The 20,554-nt window shown below is 36.8% G+C and carries 14 protein-coding genes; 12 read left to right on the top strand and 2 right to left on the bottom strand.

Features of this window, described 5'->3' with window-relative positions; translation table 11 throughout:
• Both OGZ34_RS17535 and OGZ34_RS17530 read left to right on the top strand, forming a co-directional pair.
• Positions 1 to 1,233, top strand: coding sequence for a DUF4374 domain-containing protein (locus OGZ34_RS17535; protein WP_263361106.1), 1,233 nt, complete (start codon positions 1 to 3; stop codon positions 1,231 to 1,233).
• 71 nt (positions 1,234 to 1,304) lie between these two features.
• Entirely contained in the window at positions 1,305 to 2,681 is a 1,377-nt protein-coding gene (locus OGZ34_RS17530) for a PepSY-associated TM helix domain-containing protein (protein WP_263361105.1), read from the top strand.
• Between the two features lie 64 nt (positions 2,682 to 2,745).
• On the opposite strand, the gene OGZ34_RS17525 is transcribed toward OGZ34_RS17530, so the two are convergent.
• Positions 2,746 to 3,699 carry an alpha/beta hydrolase gene (locus OGZ34_RS17525; RefSeq protein ID WP_263361104.1) on the bottom strand — a complete coding sequence of 318 codons (954 nt, stop codon included), beginning with the start codon at positions 3,697 to 3,699 and terminating at the stop codon, positions 2,746 to 2,748.
• Between the two features lie 440 nt (positions 3,700 to 4,139).
• Here OGZ34_RS17525 and OGZ34_RS17520 point away from each other — a divergent pair, with 440 nt between their 5' ends.
• The 8 genes from OGZ34_RS17520 (at position 4,140) to OGZ34_RS17485 (ending at position 14,150) form a co-directional block, all read left to right on the top strand.
• Positions 4,140 to 5,609 carry an MFS transporter gene (locus OGZ34_RS17520; protein ID WP_263361103.1) on the top strand — a complete coding sequence of 490 codons (1,470 nt, stop codon included), beginning with the start codon at positions 4,140 to 4,142 and terminating at the stop codon, positions 5,607 to 5,609.
• A 212-nt stretch (positions 5,610 to 5,821) separates the two neighbouring features.
• The gene (gene kduI, locus OGZ34_RS17515) at positions 5,822 to 6,658 is read left to right on the top strand and encodes a 5-dehydro-4-deoxy-D-glucuronate isomerase (RefSeq protein ID WP_263361102.1); all 837 of its coding nucleotides are present in this window, start codon (positions 5,822 to 5,824) and stop codon (positions 6,656 to 6,658) included.
• A 6-nt stretch (positions 6,659 to 6,664) separates the two neighbouring features.
• A complete protein-coding gene (locus tag OGZ34_RS17510) occupies positions 6,665 to 7,456 on the top strand; it encodes a gluconate 5-dehydrogenase (RefSeq protein WP_263361101.1) in 792 nt (263 codons plus the stop codon).
• A 24-nt stretch (positions 7,457 to 7,480) separates the two neighbouring features.
• A complete protein-coding gene (gene uxaC, locus OGZ34_RS17505) occupies positions 7,481 to 8,884 on the top strand; it encodes a glucuronate isomerase (protein ID WP_263361100.1) in 1,404 nt (467 codons plus the stop codon).
• Positions 8,885 to 9,144: 260 nt separating this feature from the next.
• A complete protein-coding gene (locus OGZ34_RS17500; RefSeq protein WP_263361099.1) occupies positions 9,145 to 10,167 on the top strand; it encodes a sugar kinase in 1,023 nt (340 codons plus the stop codon).
• Positions 10,168 to 10,178: 11 nt separating this feature from the next.
• Complete coding sequence (locus OGZ34_RS17495; protein ID WP_263361098.1) at positions 10,179 to 10,850, top strand: bifunctional 4-hydroxy-2-oxoglutarate aldolase/2-dehydro-3-deoxy-phosphogluconate aldolase; 672 nt, start codon at positions 10,179 to 10,181, stop codon at positions 10,848 to 10,850.
• 208 nt (positions 10,851 to 11,058) lie between these two features.
• Positions 11,059 to 12,525, top strand: coding sequence for a tagaturonate reductase (locus OGZ34_RS17490; protein WP_263361097.1), 1,467 nt, complete (start codon positions 11,059 to 11,061; stop codon positions 12,523 to 12,525).
• A gap of 2 nt (positions 12,526 to 12,527) precedes the next feature.
• A complete protein-coding gene (locus tag OGZ34_RS17485) occupies positions 12,528 to 14,150 on the top strand; it encodes a UxaA family hydrolase (RefSeq protein ID WP_263361096.1) in 1,623 nt (540 codons plus the stop codon).
• 434 nt (positions 14,151 to 14,584) lie between these two features.
• Here OGZ34_RS17485 and OGZ34_RS17480 read toward each other — a convergent pair whose 3' ends face one another.
• The gene (locus OGZ34_RS17480; RefSeq protein ID WP_263361095.1) at positions 14,585 to 15,613 is read right to left on the bottom strand and encodes a LacI family DNA-binding transcriptional regulator; all 1,029 of its coding nucleotides are present in this window, start codon (positions 15,611 to 15,613) and stop codon (positions 14,585 to 14,587) included.
• A gap of 284 nt (positions 15,614 to 15,897) precedes the next feature.
• On the opposite strand from OGZ34_RS17480, the gene OGZ34_RS17475 reads away from it, so the two are divergent.
• Both OGZ34_RS17475 and OGZ34_RS17470 read left to right on the top strand, forming a co-directional pair.
• Positions 15,898 to 17,325: a glycoside hydrolase family 28 protein gene (locus OGZ34_RS17475; RefSeq protein ID WP_263361094.1), complete on the top strand. Its 1,428-nt coding sequence runs from the start codon at positions 15,898 to 15,900 to the stop codon at positions 17,323 to 17,325.
• A gap of 46 nt (positions 17,326 to 17,371) precedes the next feature.
• Positions 17,372 to 20,548 carry a SusC/RagA family TonB-linked outer membrane protein gene (locus OGZ34_RS17470; protein ID WP_263361093.1) on the top strand — a complete coding sequence of 1,059 codons (3,177 nt, stop codon included), beginning with the start codon at positions 17,372 to 17,374 and terminating at the stop codon, positions 20,546 to 20,548.
• Positions 20,549 to 20,554: the final 6 nt, after the last annotated feature.

The raw sequence follows: 20,554 nt of genomic DNA, 5'->3' as shown, positions 1-20,554 counted from the left end.
ATGAAAAAAAATAGCACATTAGCTTTATTGGCTTTCTTAGCGTTTACCACATTTTCCTGCAGTAGTGATTCTGATAAATCAGGAAAGGAAACTGGTGGTGGAGGTGATACAGGAAAAACAAAATATATTATTACGGCCACAACCGGTGCTGCTGGAATTGCAGATTATTTATTAACTACCGATGATATTTCCACCGGATCTATTACAACAACGGGTAACGGGTTAGAGCAAGACGGAACATACCGTTATTATATTACAGCGCAGAATAATTTCTTTAGTTTGCTTTACGGACAAGGAAATCCGGGAGCCGTAACAACTTACAACCTGAATGCGGAAGGGAAACTGGTTAAAAAGTCTAATTTTCAGGCTGAAACGGTACATGTTTTCGCAGCGGTAAACAAAGATATTTTAACGATAAAAGTACCAAGAAGCGGAGCAGCTTCAATTGCTTCTATGTACAAAATTGATGCTGAAAAATCGCTAATTACCGGTGAAGCACAGCAAGATACAAAAAAACTTGCAGGGAACGGAGAAAGAGCATTTTTTACCTGGGCGACACAGGTTGGCGATAAAGTATTTATGCCTTATATGAGTATTAAGGGTGACGGAGTTGATAATTTTGGAACTAAAAACCCTGATAGTACCTGGGTTGCTGTGTACAATTATCCGGAACTTAAATTGCAAAAAGTAATCAAGGATAACCGCACAAGTTATTTGGGTGCTTATTTTACAAACGGATTATTTCAGGATGAAAATGGTGATGCTTATGGTTTTTCAGGTGCAATTGCGTCAAGCAATGCCGTGTTGACTTCTACAAAACCAGCAGCTGTAGTACGAATTAAAAAAGGAACTACCGAGTTTGATAAATCTTACTTCTTTAATGTACAAGAGAAATCAGGAGGATTTAAAATCTCTGCAACAACTTATATTTCAAAAGGGAAATTTTTATTGTTGATGTACGGAAATGCAGGTAAAAACAATGGAGTTCCTAAACTGGCAATTGCCGATGTGTATAACCAAACTTTTACCTGGGTAACAAATGCTCCGGCAACATTAACTTCTGTAACGAGTCGCTATAATATTACGACAGAAGATGGTAATTCTGCTGTAATAGGGATTAATACTCCTGAAGGTAACTGGATTTATACTATTAACGGTACAACTGCGGTTGCTACTAAAGGTAAAAAAGTTGAAGGAGGACAAATTACCGCAATTGCGAAATTAAAATATTAAAAATGGTTTTTTTATAGAATCGTAGGCCTACTGTGGCCTGCGGTTTTTTTATCTTTTATACACTTTTAAATATGTTTTCTTCTTCTTCAAAGTCAAATCCAAATAAGAAAAAAAGTAAAAAATCGCTATTCAAGCGCGTAATGGCGTGGCTGCATTTGTGGTTGGGGCTGGCATCGGGAATTATTGTAGTTATTGTTAGTCTGACTGGGTGTATCTATGTTTTTGAAAATGAGATAAGAGATTTTATTGAAGACTGGCGCTATGTTGAACCTCAGGAAAAAGCTTTTTTACTGCCATCGCAACTGGTTGGGATTGCAGATAAAACAATGAAAGGTAAACATGCTACAAGCATTACTTTTGGAGAAAAAAATGAAGCTGCCATCGCGGGCTATTTTACAAAAAAGAAAGAAAAAGACAATAGTAAAGAGGAAAAAATTGGCAATAAAAATAAAATCGAAAAAACTTTAGGCAAAGGGAAGGGAAAAGAAGAAAAAACTAAAAAAAGAAGAAACGGTATCTTTACCAGTGTCTATATGAACCCTTATACAGGCGAAGTTCTCAAAGTTAAATCCGTTTCAAGAAGCGATTCTCCAGATTTTTTCAGGTTCATCCTAAATGGGCATCGCGCTTTATGGCTGCCATATGATATTGGTCGGCCAATTGTTGGGGTAGCGGTTCTGATATTTGTTTTTTTACTCCTTTCGGGATTGGTTTTGTGGTGGCCAACCAAATGGATAAAATCTATTCGGGATAAGAGCTTTAAAATCAAATGGTCAGCCAGTTTTAAACGTGTCAACTATGATATGCACAACGTCTTAGGTTTCTACAGTATGATCTTTCTTTTGATTATATCAATGACAGGGCTCGTTTGGAGTTTTGGATGGTTCAGTAAATCATTGTACTGGATAACGTCAGGCGGGAAACCTTTAGTAGAAAATAGAGAATCTCCAAAGTCAGATACAACGCACGTTAAGACATTTGAATTAAGGACAGTAAATCGTGTTTTATTGAATATTTCAAAGCAAAATCCTCAGGCTTCGGGAATTATGGTTAGCATTCCCGAAAAACCTTCAGATCCTATTGGTGCTTTTGTGTACAAACAGAGAAACACCTACTATAATATGGATCGCTACAGTTTTGATCAGCAAACCTTAAAAGAAATATCAATAAAAACACCTTTTTCAGGCAAGTATATCGAGGCTAATATTCCGGATAAAATCCGCAGGATGAATTATGATATTCATGTTGGATCGGTGTTGGGACTTACAGGGAAAGTTATCGCTTTTTTTGCCAGTTTAATTTCTGCCAGTTTACCAATTACCGGGTTCTTAATTTGGTGGGGAAAACAAAAATTTGGCAAAAAACCTGCAGTAGCTCCAAAAGTAGGAGCAAAGGCAGTTTCGGTTGTGAAACCGAAAGAAATAGTAGAAAAAGAACTGTCACTTTAGGTTTTTTTCAATATTCAAAAAGGGCGAAACTTTACCGGTTTCGCCCTTTTTTATGCAGTCAGTTTTAATGGCTGTATCCATGCGTCCGAAGCCATTCTTCGCAATCTATGGTCCAAAATTTACTGGTATTGTTTACGCCCAAGCCAAAACCATGCCCGCCTTTTTCATAAAGATGTAACTCAGCCGGGACATCATTTTTTTTGAGAGCAAGATAGTAATTGATGCTATTCTCTGGTAAAACTACTGTATCGTCTGTAGCGTGAATTAAGAAAGCTGCCGGTGTCTTTGAGTTCACTCTCTTTTCATTAGAATAAAAATCGAGTAACTCCTGAGGAGGATGGTTTCCTAATAAACTAACTTGAGAACCCTTGTGTGTAATACCATTTTGCATAGAGATTACCGGATAGATTAAAAGTGTAAAATCCGGACGTGCACTTATTTTAGAACTTGTTTCATAAGTTACATCATCATAATGAGTCGCTAAGGTGGAAGCCAAATGCCCTCCGGCAGAGAAACCCATAATGCCAATTTTGTTGCTGTCTATGCTGTACTTTGCTGCATTTTGTCTCACGTAGCGCATAGCTTCCTGTGCGTCCTGTAATGGGCCAATATTTTTGTCTTTCATGATCTGATCGCTGGGCAATCTATATTTGATGACAAAAGCCGCAATTCCTAAACTATTTAGCCAGTTGGCGACCTTCGTACCTTCTTTGTCAATCGCTAAATGCTGATATCCTCCGCCTGGGAAAATGAGAACCGCAGTTTGATTGGGTTTAGGTTCTTTTGGTAAAAAAATACTCAATGTTGGAATGGTGACTAGACTTGTACTCTGTACTTTTCCATCTTTTACAGACTCATTTTCTATATAATTGGACGTTTTTAATTCTCCCGGAATTGCATTCCACAACGGTATTATTTGATTTTGGGCTTGTAATTTAGACTGCATGACTGTGAATAAAAACAGGGTTAGGAGTATTTCTTTGGTACGATAATGTTCAAAAAATTTTATTTTTTTCATGAATTATTGGAATATTTAAGTGGATTTAAAACTGATTTCAAAAATATTTTTTGGGTTGTTTTTAAGCTTCAGTAAAAATGTAACAAATGATTTTTGCCTGCTAAGCTACAAGATTATTGAGAATTCGTCAAAAGTGAAAGTTTTTTGGACAATTTTGATACATAAAATGGACAAATTTCACACAATAGATTTTAACAAATATATTGTTTAATATGTAATTTTGAGTTATTTTTTTTGATTGATGTGTTTAATTATTAGTTTAAATTAATTTTTTATACAATTTATTTGGAATATAAAGATTTAAAACTATATTTGTGCAATCGATTACATTTATTTAATTTTGTTAGATTTAATTCATTGATGCTGCAGTTTTGGTATCGCGTTTTAACTACGGATTAAATTACCCGAAAAAATATCAATTTTTATAATAAACTATTACCATGAACCAAACAGATGCAGTTATTATGAGCCAAGCCAAAAAATCTACAGGAAGTTATCGTTGGAGTATATGTGCGTTGCTATTTTTTGCTACCACCATTAATTACTTAGACAGACAGGTACTTTCTTTAACCTGGAGCGATTTTATTGCACCTGAGTTTCACTGGACCAATAATGATTACGGAAATATAACCGCTCTATTTTCTATATTTTATGCCGTTTCTTTATTGTTTGCCGGCAGATTTGTGGATTGGCTGGATACCAAAAAAGGATTTCTCTGGGCGATCGGAATTTGGTCTTTTGGAGCTTGTTTGCATGCTTTTTGTGGTATTGCCACGGCCGGAATCATCACAGGAAATTGGTTTGTAGGTTTTGAAGGTGCTAAAGAGGCGATTCATCTTGTGAAAGATACCGGACTGGTAATCAATGTAAGTGTTACCTTGTTCATCTTTGCCCGCTTTGTTCTGGCCGTAGGAGAAGCAGGAAATTTTCCTGCGGCTATTAAAACTACAGCAGAATATTTTCCCAAAAAAGACAGGGCATTTTCAACCAGTATTTTTAATGCGGGAGCCACTGTTGGGGCTTTAGCGGCCCCTATATCAATTCCGTTTATAGCAAAATCGTTTGGATGGGAAATGTCGTTTATCATTATTGGTGCTTTGGGTTTTGTCTGGATGGGATTTTGGATTTTCATGTACGATAAGCCGGAAAGACATCCAAAAGTAAGTGTTGCAGAATTAGAGTATATTCAACAGGATGATGTGGCAGATAGTAAATTAGAAGGTTATGTGCCGGAAACAAAAGATAAAGTTTCATTCGTAGATTGTTTTAAATACAAACAAACCTGGGCGTTTGCCTTTGGGAAGTTTATGACCGATGGTGTATGGTGGTTTTTCTTATTTTGGACGCCGGCTTATCTTAGCTCAGTTTACGGAATGGATTCTACACAGGCCGCTTTACCCTTATTTGTTTTGTATATGATAACCTTGTTGTCTATTATTGGAGGCTGGTTGCCAACGTATTTTGTAGAGAAGAAAGGAATGAATCCATACGAAGGCAGAATGAGAGCGATGCTAATTTTTGCATTCTTTCCGTTATTGGCTTTAATAGCACAGCCTTTAGGATATATAAGTTACTGGATTCCTGTAGTTATTATTGGTATAGCCGGGGCAGCCCATCAATCTTGGTCGGCTAATATTTTTACAACAGTAGGGGATATGTTTCCTAAAAAAGCAATTGCAACGATTACCGGAATTGGCGGATTGGCAGGAGGAGTTGGTTCAACATTTATCAATAAAGGATCGGGAATGTTGTTTGATTATGCTAAGGAAAATAATATGTCGTTTATGGGCTTTCACGGAATTGAGGCCGGTTACTTTATCATTTTCTCAATTTGTGCCGTTTGCTACTTAACAGGCTGGTCTGTAATGAAAACGTTAGTACCAAAATACAGTCCGATTACGAATCTTTAGGATTTTTAGGAGTCATCATAAATCCGGACTTAAATCAGATTTTGAAGTTAACAGGAGGAAAAGCTCAACTGTCGTGTATTTCGTAAACAGTGGATCAGTTTCAGGATCAAAAAGAGAAGTTTTAGAAAAAAATAAAATAAATTTTAGTTTCAATTATGGTTTTTAGGGATAAAAATCTAATTTTGTGCAATCGATTACATTAAAATAAAATTATGACAAAATATAGTTCAAGATACGCGTCAAGCCCCGAAGCTGTAAAAAAGTATGACACTCAGGAATTGAGAAATGAATTCTTAATTGATGACCTGATGCAGGAAGATGAAATTGTATTAACCTATTCTCATTATGACAGGTACATTGCAGGATCAGCAGTTCCGGTAAAGGATCTGACTTTAGAAAGTATTGATCCGCTTAAAGCAGGTTATTTTCTGGAAAGAAGAGAAATGGGAGTCATCAACGTAGGAGGTAAGGGATCTATAGTAGTGGAAGGAGTTTCTTTTGAATTAGATTTTAAAGATGCATTGTACATCGGAAGCGGTAATAAAGAAGTAATCTTTAAAAGCGAAGACGCTAAGAATCCTGCAAAGTTTTATATCAATTCGGCTCCTGCTCACACGACTTATCCAACGGTAAAAGTAAGTCTTGCGGAAGCCAATAAACTGGAATTGGGTACTATGGAAACGGCCAATCACCGTACCGTAAACCAAATGATTATTGGAGGAGTTGTAACCACTTGCCAACTGCAGATGGGAATGACCGAGTTAAGACCGGGAAGTGTTTGGAATACAATGCCGGCACACGTACATGATAGAAGAATGGAAGTATATTTTTATCTGGACATTCCCGAAAATCAGGCCGTTTGTCATTTTATGGGACAGCCTCAGGAAACGAGACATATCTGGATGAACAATCATCAGGCAGTTATTTCACCGCCATGGTCCATCCACTCCGGTTCAGGAACCAGTAATTATACTTTTATCTGGGGAATGGCCGGTGAAAATTTAGATTATGGAGATATGGATGTGTGTAAAATCACCGATTTAAGATAAGAAATTATGATAAACTCATTATTTGATATAAAAGGAAAAGTTGCTCTGATTACAGGAAGTACACACGGACTGGGAATGGCAATGGCAAAAGGATTGGGTGAGGCAGGTGCAATAATTGTGATAAACGGTAACTCTTCTCAGCAAAAAATTGATGCTGCAGTAGCTGAACTTCAAAAAGATGGAATTCATGCAGTGGGGTATAAGTTTAATGTAACGGAGGAAATGGAAGTTATTGCCGCCGTTCGACAAATTGAAAATGAGGTTGGACCTATCGATATTCTGATCAATAATGCAGGAATCATCAAAAGAATTCCGTTGATCGAAATGGAAGTGGCCGATTTTAAGGAAGTTATTGATATCGATCTGGTAAGCCCGTTTATTGTATCAAAGCATGTGGTGAGAGGAATGATTGAAAGAAAACGAGGCAAGATAATCAACATTTGTTCGATGATGAGTGAGTTAGGCCGCAGTACGGTAGGAGCTTATGCTGCTGCAAAAGGCGGTTTGAAAATGCTAACCAAAAATATGGCTACCGAATGGGCAAAGCACAATGTTCAGATCAATGGTATTGGTCCTGGTTATTTTGCTACCGAGCAAACAAAACCGATTCGTGTTGACGGACATCCATTTAACGATTTTATCATCAGCAGAACACCGGCTGCAAAATGGGGAGAAGCAAGTGACTTAGCGGGAGCAGCGATATTTTTATCTTCAAAGGCGAGTGACTTTGTTAACGGTCATATTTTGTATGTCGATGGTGGAATTTTGGCTACAATTGGTAAACCATCAAACGAATAATTATTTCAATTATATTAAAAAGACATGAGTTCAAATACCTTCATAAACGATAATTTTTTACTTGAAAATAAATTTGCTGAAGAGCTGTATCACGCTTACGCTAAAAATCAGCCCATCATAGATTACCACAATCATTTGAATCCTCAGTTAATCGCCGAAGATAAAATTTTTGACAACATTACAAAGGTGTGGATCAACGGAGATCATTACAAATGGCGTGCGATGCGTACGTTAGGGATTAATGAGCAGTTTGTAACCGGAAATGCTTCGGATAAAGATAAGTTCTTAAGCTGGGGAAAAACGGTTCCTTACACCATGCGTAATCCTTTGTATCATTGGACACATTTAGAACTGGCCCGTTATTTTGATATTTATGATTTGCTGAATGAAAAATCGGCAGAGAAGATATATATCGAAACGACTGAGAAAATTAATTCTCCTGTCTACAGCACACAAAATCTGCTTAAAAAAGTAAATGCTGAATTAGTTTGTACTACCGAAGATCCTATTGATAGCCTGGAGTTTCATCAGAAACTGGCCAAGAATCCAATTGGAATCAAAATGAGTACAGCATTCAGACCTGATAAAGCGATCTTAATTTCTAATGATGGCTATAATGCATATCTGGACACATTAGGGGATGTGTCCGGAGTTGCAATACACACGTATACAGATTTGTGCAGCGCATTAAGAAACCGAATTGAGTTTTTTAATCAAAATGGCTGCAAGCTTAGTGATCATGGTCTGGATCAGATTTATTTTGAAGATTTTACAGAAAATGAAATCAATACCATTTTCAAAAAGAAAAGAGAAAACAGAATTTTAAGTCAGGAAGAGATTTTAAAATTCCAAAGTGCCGTATTGTTATTCTTGTCTGAAACGTATCATGAGTTTGGATGGGTGCAGCAGTTTCACTTAGGAGCTTTACGAAATAACAATGCCCGTATGCATCGAATTTTAGGACCGGACACCGGTTGGGATTCTATAGGGGATTATCCGCAGGCACAAAAGTTATCTGGCTTTTTAAATGCTTTGGACAGTAAAGATAAATTGACTAAAACGATTGTTTACAATCTAAATCCAGCCGATAACGAAGTGATGGCAACCATGATTGGAAATTTCAATGACGGAAGTGTCAGAGGGAAAGTGCAGTTTGGATCAGGCTGGTGGTTTTTAGATCAGAAAGATGGAATGACAAAACAATTAAATGCCCTTTCTAATATGGGACTAATTAGCTGTTTTGTGGGGATGCTCACAGATTCAAGAAGTTTCCTGTCATTCCCGAGACACGAATATTTCAGGCGTATTTTATGTAATCTTTTGGGAGACGAAATCAAACGTGGTGAGCTTCCAAATGATATGGAATGGATTGGGAAATTAGTTGCCGATATTTCATACAATAACGCAAAAGAATATTTTAAATTTTAAGAAAGAAAAGAGAAGGTAGAGGAAAGAATATAGAGGAAAGAATATAGAGGAAAGAATATAGAGGAAAGAATATAGAGGAAAGAATATAGAGGAAAGAATATAGAGGAAAGAATATAGAGGAAAGAATATAGAGGAAAGAATATAGAGGAAAGAATATAGAGGAAAGAGTTTAAGTATCTTTTTAATCAGTGTAAGCTGTGGCAAATAAAAGCATCAGGCTTAATTTTCTTAATATCTTAATGGTAAAACAATAAAATTATATGAATAAAGTAGTTGCATTTGGGGAAATTATGTTGCGTCTTTCGACGGAAAGGCATTTGCGTTTTTCACAATCTACAGCATTTGGCGCTACGTATGGAGGCGGTGAGTTTAATGTTTGTGTGTCTTTGGCAAATTATGGTGTCAACGCAGAATTTGTAACAAGAGTACCTGAGAATGAAATTGGTGCTTCGGCCTTAAAAGAAATGCGAAAGATGAATGTAGAGTCCCGTAACGTAGTTTACGGTGGAGAACGTTTAGGGATCTATTTTCTCGAAACCGGTGCAGGTACACGTGGCAGTAATGTCGTTTATGATCGTGCGCACAGTTCAATGGCAACTATTGAAAAAGGAATGATTGACTGGGAGAAAGTGCTGGAAGGTGCGAGCTGGTTTCATTGGAGCGGAATTACGCCGGCAATTTCCCAAAGTGCCGCCGAAGCCTGTTTAGAAGCAGTTAAAGCTGCTCACAAGTTGGGAATTGCAATTTCCTGCGATTTAAATTACAGATCAAAGTTATGGCAATATGGAAAAACACCAAGCGATGTGATGCCGGAACTGTTGCAATACAGCAATGTTATTTTAGGTGATATTGATACTGCCTATTTTATGTTGGGAATTCCCAAAGTCAATCCGAATTATCAGGATGAAAAATCGCTTCCGGTTTTGTACAATAAATTGTTTGATCTGATTCCGAATTTAAAAACAGTAGCGACAACCCTGCGTTATTCCGTAAGCGCATCGCATCAGAGAATTGGTGGAATTTTATTCGACGGAAAAGCAATTTATCAGGCAGCTGTAAAAGAAGTAACACCTGTTGTAGACAGAGTAGGAAGTGGAGATGCTTTTATGGGAGGCTTGATTTACGGATTGCAACAATATCAAAATAACAATCAGCGAGCCTTAGACTTTGCAGTAGCTGCGTGTTGTTTAAAACATACCATAGCCGGAGACTATAATCTGGTTACCTTAAAAGAAGTAGAAAATATGATAGATGGTAATTCTACCGGATTAGTATCTAGATAAATGATTTAAATATGGCAAAATATTCAAGAATTGAAGTGGCTTTAACGATGAAAGAGAACGGAATGGTTCCATTATTTTTTCATTCGGATATCGAAATAAGCAAAAAAGTGCTAAAAGCCTGTTATGATGGAGGCGCAAGATTAATGGAGTTTACCAGCAGAGGAGATTTTGCTCATGAAGTTTTTGGAGCGCTAAATAAATATGCTTTGGCAGAATTACCGGGAATGATGCTTGGTGTTGGTTCTGTTACGGATGCGGCTGCGGCTTCATTGTATATGAGTTTAGGAGCTAATTTTATTGTAACACCGGTATTTAGAGAAGATATAGCAATTGCCTGTAATCGTCGAAAAGTACTTTGGTCTCCGGGCTGCGGAACGTTGACGGAAATCGCAAGAGCCGAAGAATTAGGCTGCGAAATTGTAAAATTGTTCCCGGGTGATATTTACGGACCGGAATTTATAAAAGCCATAAAAGGGCCTTGTCCGTGGACCAACATTATGCCTACTGGCGGCGTTTTGCCAACAGTTGATAGCCTGACTTCGTGGTTTAATGCAGGTGCAACTTGTGTTGGGATCGGGTCACAGTTAATTTCAAAAGATATATTAGATAACAATGATTTTGAAGGACTAAAAATAAAAGTCAGTCAGGTTCTTGAGATCATAAAAAATATTAAAAATAAATAAGGAGTAATCATACCAATCCTTATTTAACATGCGTTTTTTTAGATTTTAGAAATTGTAATTGAACATTACGCTTGATAAATAAATTTTGTGAGTCCTCACAGCAAGATTTGTTTTCCTCACACAAGTGTAATGTTTCTTTTACAGTGTGAGAAAATGAACGAAAATAAGGGATTGAACGTGGTTGTTTATAACATTTTAAGAGAGAGTAATGGAAAAAATAAACAGAGTAAACTCAGGGTTTTCGGAAAAACTTCCTATAAAAATAGTTCAATTTGGTGAAGGTAACTTTTTAAGAGCCTTTGTTGAATATGCTTTTCAAAAATTAAATCAGGAAGCTGATTTTAATGCAGGAATCGCGGTAGTACAGCCTATTGACAGAGGTTTAGTGAATATGATTAATGCTCAGGACGGATTGTATACCTTGTTTATGAAGGGTGTTAAAAAAGGAGAAGAAATTCAGGAGAAAGAATTGATTACCAATATCGTGAAGGCAGTTGATCCTTACGCTTCTTTTCAGGAATATTTGGCTTTAGCCAAAGAAGAAGAATTGGCTTTTATCATTTCAAATACAACCGAAGCTGGTATTGAGTATATCGAATCTGATCAGTTGGCCATGCAGCCCCCGGTTTCATTTCCGGCTAAACTAACCGTGCTTTTATATGAAAGATTCAAGTATTTTAAAGGAGCGGCAGATAAAGCATTAACAATTATTCCTTGCGAATTAATCAATTACAATTCAGATACTTTAAAAGAAATTATTTTAAAATATTGTGCCGATTGGAAATTGGAAGAGGAATTTGTTTCGTGGTTAACAAACAGCTGTTCTTTTCATAATACATTAGTAGACAGAATTGTACCTGGTTATCCTAAAGACCAGATAGAAGAATATAACAGTCAATTAACCTATAAAGATGATTTGATTGTAAGTGCTGAAAGCTTCTTTTTATGGGTGATTGAAGGAGATGATACCTTAAAAGCAAAACTTCCGTTTGAGAAAACGGGTTTAGATGTAAAAATCGTAGCAGACATGCAGCCTTATCGTACGCGTAAAGTAAGGATTTTGAACGGAGCACATACGGCTATGGTTCCTTTTTCAATGCTTTATGGTAACGAAACAGTAAAAGAAACAGTTGATAATTCTTTTACGGGAGCTTTTGTAAATAAAGCTGTTTTTGAGGAGATTAATGAAACATTGAATATGGACAAAGCGGAATTGGCAAGTTTCTCTGAAGAAATCTTAGACCGCTTTAGGAACCCTTTTATCAAGCATTTATTGTCGTCAATTGCATTGAATTCGGTTTCTAAATTCAAAGTAAGAGTATTGCCTAGTTTGACTGGTTATGTAGGTATTCATCACAAACTTCCGGTTCATTTGACGTTTGCATTTGCTGCTTTAATTCGTTTCTACAAAGGAACATGGAAAGGGGAAGTTTTGCCGGTTAATGACAGTGAAGATATCGTTTCTTTTTTTGAAAGTCTTTGGAAATCGGATGATTATGAAAAAATAGCGCGACTGACTTTGCAAAATAAAAATTTCTGGGACGAGGATTTAACACTGCTGCCGGGATTGACAAAAGCAATTACAGTGGCATTGGAAGAAATTGACGCAAACGGAATTGAAAAAGGTTTTACCAATTTTCAAAAAGAAATAAATAATGTAACTCAAAAAGTTTAGTTATGGCAACGCAAAAAAAACTTATAAAAGTTCATCCTACTGATAACGTAGCAGTTGCTTTAGTGAATCTTTCAGCTGGAGAGGTGATTGATTTTGAAGGTTCGGCTGTTACTGTTGAGAGTGATGTGAAAATGAAACATAAAATCGCGATGGTTCCTTTTAATGTAGGAGACAGGATTATTATGTATGGCGTTTTGGTAGGGAAAGCAAGTGCCAAAATTGAAAAAGGAGGTTTGCTTTCTACAGCAAATGTCAAACATGAAAGTGATAAGGTAACCGGAAAAACAGAAACAATTGGATGGACGGCACCTAATATTGATAAGTGGAAAGACAGAACTTTCATGGGTTATCACAGAGAAGACGGACAAGTTGGAACAGAGAATGTATGGTTGTTTTTTCCATTGGTATTTTGTGAGAACCGAAACATTGAAATCTTAAAAGATATCTTTGAGAAAGAGCTAATGAAGCCTAAAGAGAACGATTATCAATTGCTGCTTCGTTCTTTGGTGAAATCAGAAACGGGTGGTGCGGGAAATGAGGCGGCTTCAAATGATGCTAATTTATTCAATAATATAGAAGTAAAATTCATCACACATCAGGGCGGTTGTGGTGGTATTCGTCAGGATTCGCACAGTCTGGCCAAGTTGTTGGCGGGTTATGTAAACAATCCAAACGTGGCTGGAGCAACTGTTTTGAGTTTGGGCTGTCAGAACCTGCAGATTCAGATTTTTAAAGATGCCTTAGACGCGATAAATCCAAACAGTAAAAAGCCGGTTTTGATTTACGATCAGCAGCAAATTGGAACTATCGAAACCATGCTTAGTAGTGTGGTAAAAGATACTTTTGAAGCGATTAAAAAAGCCAACGAAGTGCAAAGGGCCCCTGCGCCTTTATCCAAATTAAAAATTGGTTTAGAATGCGGTGGTTCGGACGGATTCTCCGGAATTTCGGCGAATCCAACTTTAGGAGTAACATCAGATTTACTAGCGGCTTTAGGAGGAACTACCATTCTTTCGGAGTTTCCTGAATTGTGTGGGGTAGAGCAGGAATTGGTTAACCGTTGCGTCGAAGATGAAGGAGGAGAGCGTTTCCTGGAATTAATGAAATGGTATGAAAAAACAGTGGTAGATGCCGGTTCAGGATTTGATATGAACCCATCTCCGGGTAATATCAAAGACGGATTGATTACAGATGCGATGAAATCTGCGGGAGCGGCTAAAAAAGGTGGGACATCACCAATTACAGGTGTTTTTGACTATGGTGAATACATTTCGAAGCCGGGATTAACATTACTTTGTACACCTGGAAATGATGTTGAATGTACAACAGCAATGGTAGGTTCAGGAGCAAATATGGTATTGTTTACCACAGGTTTGGGAACGCCAACAGGAAATCCGATCGCACCGGTAGTGAAAATTTCATCCAACACAGACCTGGCTAAAAAGATGTCAGACATCATCGATATTGATACTGGTGGAATTATCACAGGAGAAAAATCCATCGACGAAATGGCCGACGAAATGTTGGAATTTATCATCGATGTTGCCAGTGGAACCATTAAAACCAAGGCAGCAATCTTAAATCAAAATGATTTTATTCCTTGGAAAAGAGGAGTTTCACTCTAGAAAAATAAAGCATTATATAAAAAAGCTCACTTAACAGTGAGTTTTTTTTGTTTGAATCATTAAGATATTAAGTTTTATTAAGTAGTATAGAAGTTGTGCTTTACCGGTTGATTTACTTAATCTTTAACCCGTTGGGTGAAATTGTTTTAACACATAGAAACATAGCCTTTGTAAGCTTAGAAAAGGCGTTTCACTAGTTAAAAAGCACATATTATACTATGTGAAAGAAAGGTATTTCTACTTTGCCTTCTTTTTTGAGGTATTACGATCTATGTTTCTATGTGTTAAAATTAAATTGTGTTCAATTTCAACCAACGGGTTAATCTTTAGATAAAAAACGCAAAAGCTTAATTTGTCTTAATATCTTAATGGTTTGAGGAAAAAAAAAGGCAAAAACTTAATTTGCCTTACTATCTTAATGGTAAAATAAAAAATTAAAAGCTTGTTCTTGAAGATGATTTACGAATGTGCAATTCCGGAGCAAGAACTACCTTTTTTTCTATTTTAATCGTCTCCGTTTTGTCTACTTGTTCCAGAAAAACACGTGCAGACATTTTACCCATTTCAAGTGGAGACTGATCCACCGAAGTAATCGATAACTCCATAAATTTCGTAAAAGGTTCATTACTGAAACCCGCGACACAAAATTCTTTCGGAATACTGATGTTTCTTTCTTTTAATTCCTGAATAGCGCCTAAAGCAGCAAAATCACTTGATGAAAATATAGCATCAGGCGGTGTTTTCAGCTGTAGCAAAAGGTCTACAGCTTCTTTTCCGTGATCAACAGTACTTTTTACCGGAATTACGTATTCTTCATTAAAAGCTATTCCGCTATCCAGTAAAGCCTGCTTGTATCCCAGGAACCTGTTCTTGAAAATTTCAAGCGACTGATCTCCGGATAAATGCGCTATATGGCGACAGCCTTCGTCGATCAAATGTTTGGTTGTTAAATAACCACCTCTAAAGTCATTTATCGTTACAGAGCTCACTCCGTCAATATGTTTACTTCTGTCAAAAAAGATGAGCGGAACATTTTTTTCTAAGACATATTGAAATGCACCGTCATTTTCTCCGGTTACATCGGTAACAGACATGATGATGCCATCAACCTGAGCGTCTATTAAAGTATATAGATTTTCGTTTTCTCTTTTCGGATTTTCGTGCGTCTGGCAAATAATTACCTGATAGCCATGCGGATGAAGTTCTTCTTCAATACCTCTGATCACCGAAGCAAAAAAGTTACTGTCGATACGCGGAACTATAACACCAATATTATTACTTCGCCCACTTTTTAATGCGAGCGCGAGTTTATTCTGCTTGTAGTTCATGGAAGCTGCAGTTTTAATAACCAACTCACGTGTGCTCTCTTTTATTTTCGGATTGTTGTTTAACGCCCGGGAAACAGTTGCAGCGGTGATATTTAATTTTTCGGCAATATCGTAAATGGTTATTTTTTCGCTCATTAAAAAAGTTTTTTCATATTAATCTCTGACAAAAATACATATTTTTTTATAACGTTACACAAATTGTTATCGATTACCATGATTTATAATTAAAACGATTTCGATCCTACAATGATAATAAATTATCTAATTTTTTACATTAAGTGTAATTATATTCCGTAATAAAAATTAAATATATAATTAATTTTCAAATAAATTTGGTGTATTGGAACTTATTTTTTACTTTCGTGTAATCGATTACATAATTACATTGTTTTGGAAATCAAACCTAAATTACAACACAAATGATTACAGGGAAAGTTTTGGTAGTTAAATCAGTTTTAATAGGAGCTGTAGCAGGATTCATGATGCTTTCTTGTGGAAAGCAGGCTGTGGCAGTTTCTGAATCTGATCCCTGGAAAAACAAAGAGTTAGTAATTAAGAGTATTCCAGAAACCCACTTTCCGGATAAGACCTATAATATTAAGGATTTTGGTGCAGTCGCCGACGGAATAACAGGGAACACTTTAGCCTTTGAAAAAGCAATAAAAGTATGTGCTCAAAATGGCGGCGGAAAAGTTTTGGTTCCTAAAGGTAAATATCTCACAGGAGCAATTCATTTAGAAAGTAATGTGAATTTGCATTTAGAGGATCAGGCAGAAATCCTTTTCAGCATCAATCCAAAAGAATATCCTGTCGTTCATACTTCATTTGAAGGAACTGAACTGATGAATTATTCTCCTCTTATTTATGCAAAGAATAAAACTAATATCGCCATAACCGGAAAAGGAACGCTGAACGGACAGGCTGATCACACCAACTGGTGGATTTGGTCAGGGGGTAAAGATTACGGATGGAAAAAAGGTATTCCATCGCAAAATGATCCACAAAATAGAGAAGTTTTGGTAGATATGGCCGAAAAAGGAGTTTCGGTTGAAGAAAGGATCTTTGGAGATGGACGTTACCTGCGCCCTAATTTTATTGAATTTTTTGAATGTAATACCGTTCTGGTAAAAGACGTCACTATCATAAACGCTCCTTTTTGGATCTTGCATCCATTAAAATCAGAGAACATCATTATAGACGGGGTTACCGTAAGTAGCCATGGCCCTAATAATGACGGTTGTGATCCCGAATATTCACAAAATATACTCATCAAAAACTGCACTTTTAATACCGGTGATGATTGTATCGCAATCAAAGCAGGCCGGGATGCCGATGGTCGACGAGTAGCAATTCCGAGTAAAAATATTATTGTTCAAAACTGTAAAATGATCGACGGTCACGGCGGAGTTGTAATTGGCAGTGAAATATCGGCCGGTGTCAATAACGTTTTTGTGGAAGACTGTGTCATGGACAGTCCAAATTTGGATCGTGCCATCCGTATAAAGACCAATTCAAAAAGAGGCGGAATCATAGAAAATGTGTATGTCCGTAATCTTGAAGTGGGAACCGTAAAAGAATGTGTCTTAAAATTAAACATGTTTTACAATGTATATGGATTACAAACTGGTGACTTTATTCCGACTATCAGAAACGTAAGTCTTGAAAATATAAAAGTGAAAAATGGAGGCAAATATGGCGTTTGGGCAGAAGGTTACGTACAATCTCCTGTGGAAAATATTACCCTTAAAAATGTTGTCATTCAAAAAGTAGACGCTGTACATCTGCTCAAAAACGTGAAGAACATAAAATTTATTAATACCTATATCAATGAAAAAAAAGTAGAATAACGTACAAATTAAAAACTATCAATTAACCAAACCATTTTAAAAAATTATGAATACCAAACAACTATTAAAGAAAAAAATAAAATACAGTTTTGTGTTTTTATTTTTCCTGAATTTTCTGTTGAGCGCGACAGCTTATGGGCAATCGACTACAATAGAAGGGAAAATTACAGATGCTGCGGGTTTATCATTACCTGGTGTAAACATTCAGGAAAAAGGAACTAAAAACGGAACCTCTACAGATTTTGAAGGAAGTTTTAAATTGAATGTGTCCAATAATAAAGCGATTTTAATTGTGAGTTATTTAGGCTTTCAGACACAAGAAGTGAGCATTGCAGGAAAATCGAAAGTGAATGTAAGCCTTGCTGAGCAATCCAACTCACTTAATGAAGTGGTGGTTGTAGGATATGGATCTGTAAAGAAAACAGATCTTACAGGTGCTGTCAACACTTTATCGGCAGCTAAAATAACCGAAAGAAACGTTACTAATCCAATGGAGGCCATTCAGGGAGGTATCGCGGGCGTTCAGGTAACTTCGAACAGTGGTAGAATTGGAGATGGTTTTAATGTTACCATCAGAGGAACAAACTCGATCAATAAAGATGGTTCTGGACCGCTTTTTGTCGTGGATGGTGTACCTACTGATAATATCGACTTCCTGAATCCACAGGATATTGCGAGAATGGACGTTTTGAAAGATGCATCTTCTGCTGCCATCTATGGTTCCAGAGGAGGAAGCGGGGTTATCATTGTAACGACCAAAAGCGGAACAAATGCTAAGTCTGGCGTTAGCGTTACTTTTGACAGTTCTTACGGTATCAAAGAGGCTGTAAGATTACCAAAATTAATGAGTCCGGAAAAATGGTGGTATTATCACCAATCTGCATTTTTGGCAACTACTATCTCAGCAACCAATCCAACCTATAACGATATTGATGCTTCAGAATTGAATGCTGCTGTAGGACAGGCGGGTACAAACCCTGTATTATTTCAGAGAGTGGCTAATAATCAAAGCTACAATTGGCAGGATGCGGTTCTTAAAGGCGGGATGATGCAAAACAATTACTTAAATGTTTCCGGTCGTGCCGATAACGGACTGTCATACAACATTGGTTTAGGAGCTCAGAAAGAAACCGGAGTGATTGATAATGAGGGAATCGATAAATACAATCTTAAAGCAGCTTTGAACCATAAGGTAAACGATAAAATTTCATTTGGAGTAAACCTGACCATTTCTAAAACTTCTGAACAGTTGGGAAGTCCAACGGCCATGCAGGAAGCTTTCAGACAAAATCCATATACTTCGCCTTGGGCGATAGATGCAGCCGGTAATGAAATCGTGGGAACTTATGCACAACAGCCGGGTACATTGAGATATCCTAACGGAAATCTAGCGATTAATAAAACAGGTTCTTACAATCCGCTTTTAGAAATTGCAAATTCATCAGACGAAATAGAAAGATTTACGACCATTGGTAATATTTTTGGAGAATATAAAATCAACAGTTGGTTATCGTTCAAATCTACTTTTTCAGCAGGAAAAATGGATGCCAGAGAAGGAAGATCATTTGGTGCTCAAACTGATTTTGGTCTTAAAAATAAAAGTTTGCCATCCGGTGACGTGACGAATGTGAACAATTTTAATTATACTTGGGACAATCAGTTTAACATCAACTACACCTTAAACAAAGACCACGTTTTTAGCTTTTTAGGACTTCAGAGTTTCTATTCTAATGCTACCGAAACATATTTTGCGGCGTCAAGAGAAAACCCTTTTGAAACCAGTTTTTACAATTTAGGCTCAGGAGTTCAGTCTACTTACTCCTTCACGCCATCAAGCGGTACTATTGCCTTAATTCCTTCAGGAGTGTTCACACCGTACTTTAAAAATACTTTAGAATCGTATGCAGCCCGTTTGAATTATGCTTACCAAGGGCGCTATTTGTTAACCGCTTCGGTACGTTATGACGGCTCATCAGTTTTGGCTGAAAATAATAAATGGACTGCTTTCCCTTCTGTAGCTTTAGGATGGAATGTTCATGAGGAAGGATTTATGAAAAAATTAGATTTTGTGTCTAATTTCAAATTTAGAGGAAGTATTGGTTACACAGGAAACGATAACGTAAAACCATATTCAAGTTTAAGTGTTTTAAAAAATCCAACTTATTATGATTTTAATGGTACAATCGCAAATGGTTACACGGCTTCAAACTTAGGAAATACAAACCTGACCTGGGAAAAAACAAAAGAGGTGAATTTAGGTTTAGATTTCGGATTTGTTCACAATAGAATCTCGGGTAGTGTAGACGTTTACAATCGTGTGTCTAAAAAATTATTGTTTCAACAGGCACTTCCATTGGAAATTGGAGTACCAACCATTACTTCTAACGTAGGTTCTATCAGAAACAAAGGAATTGAGGTGGCGCTGGTTACTAAAAACATTCAGACTAAAAATGTTACCTGGGAAACGAGTTTTACTTTTACTAAAAACGTCAACAAACTGGAATCGATTTATGGACAAAATCAGATAAGTGATGTTGGAAACAATCTCTTTATCGGAGAAAATGTTCATTCGTACTACAACTATGTTTTTGATGGAGTATGGCAGGAAAGTGAGGCAGCGCAAGCCCTTTCTTATGGTCAGAAACCGGGAGAAGCAAAAGTAAAAGATTTGAATAACGATGGAAAAATTGACGCCAATAACGACAGAGCTATTTTAGGAAACTACGATCCTAAATGGTCCGGAAGTTTCTCTACTACTTTAAAAGTAAAACAATTTGATTTGTCAATGTCGTTAATCACCAATCAGGGAATGACTGTTTTTAGCGGATTCCACGACAACTTTGCAGATGTTACCGATAGAGGACGTCAAAAATTGGATCTTGGAGACTGGTATATTCCGGCTAATGGTGCTGGTCTGGCCGCTCAGTATTCCAATACAAATCCGTTACCACGTGGGGCAGGGGTTTATTATGATACCAATAACGTAGCATTTTACAAAGACGCTTCATTTGTAAAAATTCAAAACATCGCTTTTGGGTATAGTTTTGATCAGGATTTAGTGAACAAATTGAAAATTAAAAGTTTAAGACTTTATGTGAATGTGTTGAATCCTTTTGTATTTACCAATTACGAAGGATATGACCCTGAATGGGCAACTGCAGCATTAGCAGTGAATCGTGTTGCGACAAGGACCGTTCAGATGGGATTAAGTTTAAAATTTTAAATTAAG

It is taken from the genome of Flavobacterium collinsii (assembly GCF_946903285.1).
GTDB classification, from domain to species: Bacteria; Bacteroidota; Bacteroidia; order Flavobacteriales; family Flavobacteriaceae; genus Flavobacterium; species Flavobacterium collinsii.
The sequence above is the reverse complement of the archived record's forward strand: the minus strand, read 5'-3'. Positions and strand labels throughout refer to the sequence as shown.

Coding starts and splice junctions, on each gene's coding strand:
- OGZ34_RS17480 (WP_263361095.1), bottom strand. CDS start 15,613: ATGAGCGAAAAAATAACCATTTACGATATTGCCGAAAAATTAAATATC.
- OGZ34_RS17490 (WP_263361097.1), top strand. CDS start 11,059: ATGGAAAAAATAAACAGAGTAAACTCAGGGTTTTCGGAAAAACTTCCT.
- OGZ34_RS17500 (WP_263361099.1), top strand. CDS start 9,145: ATGAATAAAGTAGTTGCATTTGGGGAAATTATGTTGCGTCTTTCGACG.
- OGZ34_RS17510 (WP_263361101.1), top strand. CDS start 6,665: ATGATAAACTCATTATTTGATATAAAAGGAAAAGTTGCTCTGATTACA.
- OGZ34_RS17475 (WP_263361094.1), top strand. CDS start 15,898: ATGATTACAGGGAAAGTTTTGGTAGTTAAATCAGTTTTAATAGGAGCT.
- OGZ34_RS17495 (WP_263361098.1), top strand. CDS start 10,179: ATGGCAAAATATTCAAGAATTGAAGTGGCTTTAACGATGAAAGAGAAC.
- OGZ34_RS17525 (WP_263361104.1), bottom strand. CDS start 3,699: ATGAAAAAAATAAAATTTTTTGAACATTATCGTACCAAAGAAATACTC.
- OGZ34_RS17485 (WP_263361096.1), top strand. CDS start 12,528: ATGGCAACGCAAAAAAAACTTATAAAAGTTCATCCTACTGATAACGTA.
- OGZ34_RS17535 (WP_263361106.1), top strand. CDS start 1: ATGAAAAAAAATAGCACATTAGCTTTATTGGCTTTCTTAGCGTTTACC.
- uxaC (WP_263361100.1), top strand. CDS start 7,481: ATGAGTTCAAATACCTTCATAAACGATAATTTTTTACTTGAAAATAAA.
- OGZ34_RS17530 (WP_263361105.1), top strand. CDS start 1,305: ATGTTTTCTTCTTCTTCAAAGTCAAATCCAAATAAGAAAAAAAGTAAA.
- OGZ34_RS17520 (WP_263361103.1), top strand. CDS start 4,140: ATGAACCAAACAGATGCAGTTATTATGAGCCAAGCCAAAAAATCTACA.
- OGZ34_RS17470 (WP_263361093.1), top strand. CDS start 17,372: ATGAATACCAAACAACTATTAAAGAAAAAAATAAAATACAGTTTTGTG.
- kduI (WP_263361102.1), top strand. CDS start 5,822: ATGACAAAATATAGTTCAAGATACGCGTCAAGCCCCGAAGCTGTAAAA.